Annotated in this window: 5 protein-coding genes; 2 read left to right on the top strand and 3 right to left on the bottom strand. The window is 40.7% G+C overall.

The annotated features are described in order from the left end of the window. Positions 1-368: 368 nt before the first annotated feature. Positions 369-983, bottom strand: coding sequence for a hypothetical protein (locus tag KDK14_RS05020; protein WP_257263920.1), 615 nt, complete (start codon positions 981-983; stop codon positions 369-371). A gap of 404 nt (positions 984-1387) precedes the next feature. On the opposite strand from KDK14_RS05020, the gene KDK14_RS05025 reads away from it, so the two are divergent. Together KDK14_RS05025 and KDK14_RS05030 are read left to right on the top strand one after the other, a co-directional pair. Continuing rightward, the gene (locus KDK14_RS05025; protein ID WP_257263921.1) at positions 1388-2791 is read left to right on the top strand and encodes an ankyrin repeat domain-containing protein; all 1404 of its coding nucleotides are present in this window, start codon (positions 1388-1390) and stop codon (positions 2789-2791) included. A 641-nt stretch (positions 2792-3432) separates the two neighbouring features. Then, entirely contained in the window at positions 3433-3675 is a 243-nt protein-coding gene (locus KDK14_RS05030) for a hypothetical protein (RefSeq protein ID WP_257263922.1), read from the top strand. A gap of 38 nt (positions 3676-3713) precedes the next feature. On the opposite strand, the gene KDK14_RS05035 is transcribed toward KDK14_RS05030, so the two are convergent. Then, entirely contained in the window at positions 3714-4292 is a 579-nt protein-coding gene (locus KDK14_RS05035; protein WP_257263923.1) for an inosine/xanthosine triphosphatase, read from the bottom strand. Between the two features lie 54 nt (positions 4293-4346). Continuing rightward, a complete protein-coding gene (locus tag KDK14_RS05040; protein WP_257263924.1) occupies positions 4347-5945 on the bottom strand; it encodes a hypothetical protein in 1599 nt (532 codons plus the stop codon). Positions 5946-6154 lie beyond the last annotated feature (209 nt).

Genomic DNA, 6154 nt, shown 5'->3' on the forward strand with positions numbered 1-6154 from the left:
ACCTCCGACCGCCTGGTTCGTAGCCAGGTACTCTATCCAGCTGAGCTACGAGCGCACTGCATCAACGAGGGCGGATCATACTGAAATTCCTGCCGGTGTCAATAACAATTGCTCAACTCACGAGCAGAAAGATTGGTCTCGGCAATCAGCACGGTGGTTGATGACTGTGACAGAAACGGTAATACCAGTTTCTCCTGCATCCATGCAGTCGTGCTTCCTTACAACTCCGGTCACATAGCGACGGCTATGCTTCCTCCGTTGTGCCTTGGAGGCTGTCCGAGAATAGTAACAGCCCAAGTAGCCAGAAATATTTGATTCCATATGGCCAGCTACTTATAGCCATTGGCACATGGAATCAACTGAGTTCATCAAGCGACTATTTTTTTGGTACTTTTATCATCAGGTTTGCAAGTTACGTCCTCATCTTTTTCACCATAAAGGTACTCATGAAAATCTCTAAACTGATGGCGGATATCACTCAACAGAGTTTTGGCGTCATCCTCGAAATTTGAGTGCCCATCTCTTTTAATTTCGCCGTAGGCAGTGACACCGCTTGCCAGGCTGTAGGCGCCAAAAAAAGTGCCGCAAAGAGTCAGTGTACCGGGATGCACAAGCAGCGGTATAAAGGCAACCAGCGCAGCCGCGCCAACGATTTGACCGGGAATCCAGCCAATATTGGCACCACAGTGGAAACCTTTGATGATGTATTCCGACAGGGGCTTTGTTGATGTCACACACATGCCCAGCTTTGATCCTGCCCTCCTTGCCAGCTTGACAGCGCCAAACCCTACGGCACCGATAGCAGCACCTCCGGCACCAAACAGGGCCTCAGTGGTTATGCTAAAGATTTCTTGCGTAAGGTAGGGAACGGCTACGAACAGCTTGCATATAGTGCGACCAAAGCATGTTGCAGCTCTGGCCAATGTTTGACCAGTTGAGTGGGCAGGGTATGTGTGGGATTGACTGATAGTTTCAGTATACATTTCTACTATTTCCATGAGTTTTATCAATAATTGGATTTTTGTATTTAACAAAGTGCTTCCCATAAATCACTAACCGCTTAGTTAGCCTGGCTTACGGTTTTTTGCTGCGCAAGGCTTGTGGCGATAGCCCGAAGGCAGGTAATTCCAATCCCACCTTCTGAATAAGAGCTGCGCAGTTCATATTCAGAAGGTGGGATTGGTATAAATAGCCGTGCAAAACGCCGGGGAGAATACACCCACTGGCAGAGCGTTTTATCAAGCATTGGAAGATGCATACGCTCGGAACTGTTGCGGCTGTCAGGCTTGGTTGAGGAATTGCTGGCTTTTCTTGATTGAACTTTCCGTACCATTAGATGTCTGAGTTAACAGATAAACCAAAGCTAATGAAAGGAATTACTTACACTATGAACGTTGAAAATTTTGAATTGATTTCAGGTTACTTGTTTGACAAAAGAAATTTCGGAACTCGGTACTTGATGGATGCAGGTACCGGAAAATCTATGAATTGGGTTCACAAAGCAGCACTCATGGAAATTTATGAAGGCCAAATTCTCGCCGAATGTGATAAAGGTCCTCGTGGCACAGCTATCAATGAAAGGAATATTGAAATCATTGATGTATTGCCAACACTTGCCAGAACCTCTTTATTCCTGGAAGAATTATATGGGGATGCCCGATATTTCAGCAAAATAATAGATAGAGAGATTGTTAATTCAAAAGAAGCACAAGTCGCTCTCGAGGAGCTAGAGAAGCAGGGTGAGCTGAAGATAGAATCTTTAAAAACACTTGCGGGTATTGGAGACTTTATTGAATCAATTCTAATGAAATATTATAATAAAACTTCACTATCTGACAATGAAAAAAAAGTATTCAAATTTCTGTTAACCGGCTTATTGAAGATTGATCCAAAAACCGACGTTGCAAATACAGTTTACATGATTAATTTGTTGTCGAAATATTTCAATCCTGTAATTAGTGGTGAGCAGAGCGAACTGTATACCTGCATTTTAAATAAAGGGGAGCGTCTTGCCAATGTGATCGAACATTTATGGGATGTTGACTTATCAGAAAATGCCAGCAATCAAAAGGCTAAGAGCCATGAATTATATGATGACCCTTTGCTGCAATCGATTGCCAACCTGAAAAAATCTAACAGTTTAGATAGAAGTTTAGATAGATGGAGGGCTATTGAAAAAATAAGTGAAGAAATGTGCGAGCTTAAGGCCAGGGGCCTGAAAGACAGCTATAAAGAAGCGTTATTAAGGTTAATTATCGAAGCTGACTCAGCAAATTTGCTGAAAATAATGATCAATCACTTGGGTATTAATAACTTAAAAGTCAACAATGAAACACGGCTTAATTATGCCATCAAGAATGGCAGTGAGCATGTTGTCGCAAAGTTAATAGAAATTGATGATATCAATGAACCCGGACTCGACGGAAAACCACCACTTCAAATAGCGATTCACGCTTATCAGAAAAATTTGGATCAGAGAAAAAACTCTGATTTTCTTCCTGACCCCTACAAATATACAATTCAGCGTATATTGGAATGTCATAAACTCTGCGTTGATGGTGAGGACTCTAATAACTATACCGCACTATCCCAATTTGCCATGATGCAAGAAATTGATACAACAATCTTTGATTTTATCAAAACACTGATCATGCTGGGTGCCAATCTTGATCATCCATTTTCGAAATATATAACAGTACGTGAATTTTTAAAGTTGAAGCTAAACAAGCAACAATTATCGGATATAGTGACATTGGAAGAAATAGCAAGGTTATCCCGTATTGATTTGTGATTCACAGAGATGAAATTCAGCAGTGAGAGGATCTTTTGATTTTCTATTAAAGGATTTTAACCAAAGATTCCATTTGGCTTATTCCTTTCGCATGGTGGGCGTCTCTTGATTGAACTTACCGTACCAGCAGAAGTCACAGTAACTAACAATCTGATAAAATTAATAATGAAAAAAAAGTATTCAAGTTTCTGTTAACAGGTGTATTGAAGATTGATCCGAAAACCGACAGTGTAAATACAGTTTAGATAATCGATGTGTTGTCAAGATATTTTCATTCTGAAATTCGTGATAACCAGAGTTCGCTGTATTCCTGCATTCTAATCAAAGGGGTTCGTCTTGCCAATGTGATTGAATATTTATGGGATGTTGATACAACAGATGACGCCAGCAATCAAAAGGGTATGATCCGGGAATTATATGATGACCCTTTGCTACAATCGATTGCTAACCTGAAAAACAATCTGTCAATACGGATAGATACAGGACTGTTGAAAAAATAAAAGAGATACTGGCGCTCAAGGTCAGGGACCCGGAAAACAGCTACAAAGAAACTTTATTAGAGTTGATTATCAATACTGACTCACCAGACTTGCTGAAAACAATGATAAATCACATAAGTATTAGCAACTTAAAAGTCCACAATGAAACGCCACTTATTTATGCTATCAAGCAAGGCAGTGAGTCAGAAAAAGATTGGTAGCAAAAGCCTTGAGTTTATTAAAAAACTGATCACACTGGGTGCCAATCTTGATCATCCGCTTGTTAATATAACAATACGTAAATTTTTAAAGATGAGGCTAAACGTGGAACAATTTTTGGCATTAGAGACATTGGCAGAGGGAATAAGACCAATTCCGCTTTCTAAATATGATATCGAATCTTGAATTTCTCGCTAAGTGGACGGCGAAGATGGCGCAGCACTTCACACCCGACGGATCATTTTTTCCCGCTCTAAGGTGCCCACCATTTCAACCAGCGTTTCTTCCAGATATGCCTGACGGGATTTAAACGGTGGCAAGCTTGAGTGGGGGTCATCATGCTGAACCGTACTGTCTATTTCGGCCATAACCTGGCCAACCGTTATATTGTCAAATCCCCTTTTCCGGGCAATAGCGACACACTCTGCAGGCAACAGTACCGGCGATGTTGTCCTGATGTACTGCTTGCCACCGGATGTCTCGACAACCACGACGGCTCTATCTAGCCATACGTTCTGACCGTTTACCCGCTCATGGAAAATACCATTTTCGATGGCCACAAAAAAATCAGCGCGACGACCGTTTGACTGGTACTTTGCTTTCGCGTCTTTTATTCTGTTGCCAGCTCCGGTTAAGGTTTCATTTTCAACAGGCTGACTGTTTATTCCGGAATGAGCCTTAGTGGCAATCACATTAACATGATAGCGAGCAAAAGCTTTCTTAATAGCATTATTTTTTATTGTTGACTCAGAGCTTACAACAATATCGATGGCAGGTTTGCTGTTAGGGATGGAAAGATTCATAGTAATGACCCAGCTTTTAGATGATTTTAACCAGATAATTTTAACCAGATAATTTTAACCAATTGTAGTGAGCTTTTCGGGTGTGCTGTTGCCAAGTTCGGCGGTCAGTCTCACGGGATCAAATAATTTTGCAATGTTGCGTCTGGCGTCCTGCTGAATAAACTCTTTTTCAAAATCTTTTTTTCGCTTTAATACTTCTCTGACACGTCTGACGGCTTCCTTTCTGGGGTTTGGATTTGAATTAAGGGTCAATATTGAAAAATCAGCACTCATTTCTTCGAAATAGAATAAATGGCGATCATAATATGTGGCTATTTCTTCTCCTTCAATAACAGTTTGTGCGTGTAAACCCGTGCATCGGGCCTGGTAGTAACTTTTCAGATCTTTAATTCCGGAATCCTCTGCCTTTTCCCATAAATCGTTCACAAAGTCCGATTTCCAGTGCTGAATTTCATAGTAAGGAAGGCTGTCTTTGATCGACATATATTCTGAAAGGGAGTTATCGCCAGTCATAATGCCTGACGTAGAGAGCCTGATAAAATACCAAAAGATCGATTTGGGGATGATCTGGTTGATAAAGTGAATATTAATGTGTCTATCTTTAGCCGAATGTTCAGGGCATGAGGTAATGGGTGTTGAGAATATATGTTTTGATGTGCCATTGATGTGATGATAGATAGAAATGGTGTCTTTGTTTAGTGAATTTAATTCTTTCAGCGCATATACAAAATATTTGATGCTTTCAGTAAAATCATTTCTGTAAACAAACAGGTAGTTAAGTGTTTCCGATGCGTTTGACAGGTTGTTTGCCTGTACCTCTGCGGGCCTGCAGCGTCGTTCTTGAATCTGGCCGGGTAAAAGAATTTGATGATCTTCCCCTGTCATGTATGAATAAAATCGTTGCAAATAGTGATGTACATGGAGATTTACACTGGCCTGAAACTTGCCAAAGTAACTATCATTTAATTTTTTTGGCGGTAGACTTGCCTCATATTCAATTAATGAGTTTCTTAAAAACAAGATGGATTCCATCAGTGATATGCTGTCATCAGAACTTAGGTAGCTGAAAAAAAATCTGTGGTTTTCAGTATCAATATCAATGTTAAAACTGTCACAAAATAATTTAATACCAGGCTTGTAATGCTTGTCTATTTTGGTTAGCTCTTGATCAGGCATTCTCATATAACCAATTTGATTTTTTGATTGATCAAAGCCAAGGCAACGGTCTTCTATAGAATTAAACGAAAGTTCTTCCAGGAAAGATCTGCACTCTTCATTATTTTTTTTTGATCCACGGTAGGCCAGTTCATTAATGATGACTAATTTATCCCTCACCAGGGGGACGTGTTTTTGTAAAATGTCAAACACCTGTTTAATATCTTGCCATTGGTATTTTGGCATTGGTGAGATCACTGTTAAAGGGTTTGAATGGTCAGGTTTTAATCCATGTGTTGAGCAAAGCCTCTCCACTTGAGACACTACATAATGACTTAACTGGTTCTTGGGTGTTAAAGCTGAGGGCATTTTTATGGTGAGTAGCCTGGTGCAATAACCCATTTCTGCAAGACAGTTTCTTACCTTCAGACCGGTACTGCGGTCACCCCCGCCGGCAACATCTGGATTGATAACAAGGGCATGTTTTTTGTCGTCCATGGGGTATCGTGCGGCTTCGAAGTCAATAGACTGTGCCGACGATTGATTGGGCAGGTTGGGTGAAATCACTGTCTGAAGTCTCGTAACTAAGAGTTAAAAGTCGGTGTAACTGTAAGTAGTTAACCAAATGAAATCATATTTTCTGACTAAGTGAACAGTCACTCTGCTGCGTTGCAACTCCGGTCACATAGCTAAGGCTATGCTCCCTA

Source organism: Endozoicomonas sp. ONNA2 (assembly GCF_024606365.1).
Lineage (GTDB): Bacteria > Pseudomonadota > Gammaproteobacteria > Pseudomonadales > Endozoicomonadaceae > Endozoicomonas.

Coding starts and splice junctions, on each gene's coding strand:
- KDK14_RS05020 (WP_257263920.1), bottom strand. CDS start 983: ATGTATACTGAAACTATCAGTCAATCCCACACATACCCTGCCCACTCA.
- KDK14_RS05025 (WP_257263921.1), top strand. CDS start 1,388: ATGAACGTTGAAAATTTTGAATTGATTTCAGGTTACTTGTTTGACAAA.
- KDK14_RS05030 (WP_257263922.1), top strand. CDS start 3,433: ATGAAACGCCACTTATTTATGCTATCAAGCAAGGCAGTGAGTCAGAAA.
- KDK14_RS05035 (WP_257263923.1), bottom strand. CDS start 4,292: ATGAATCTTTCCATCCCTAACAGCAAACCTGCCATCGATATTGTTGTA.
- KDK14_RS05040 (WP_257263924.1), bottom strand. CDS start 5,945: ATGGACGACAAAAAACATGCCCTTGTTATCAATCCAGATGTTGCCGGC.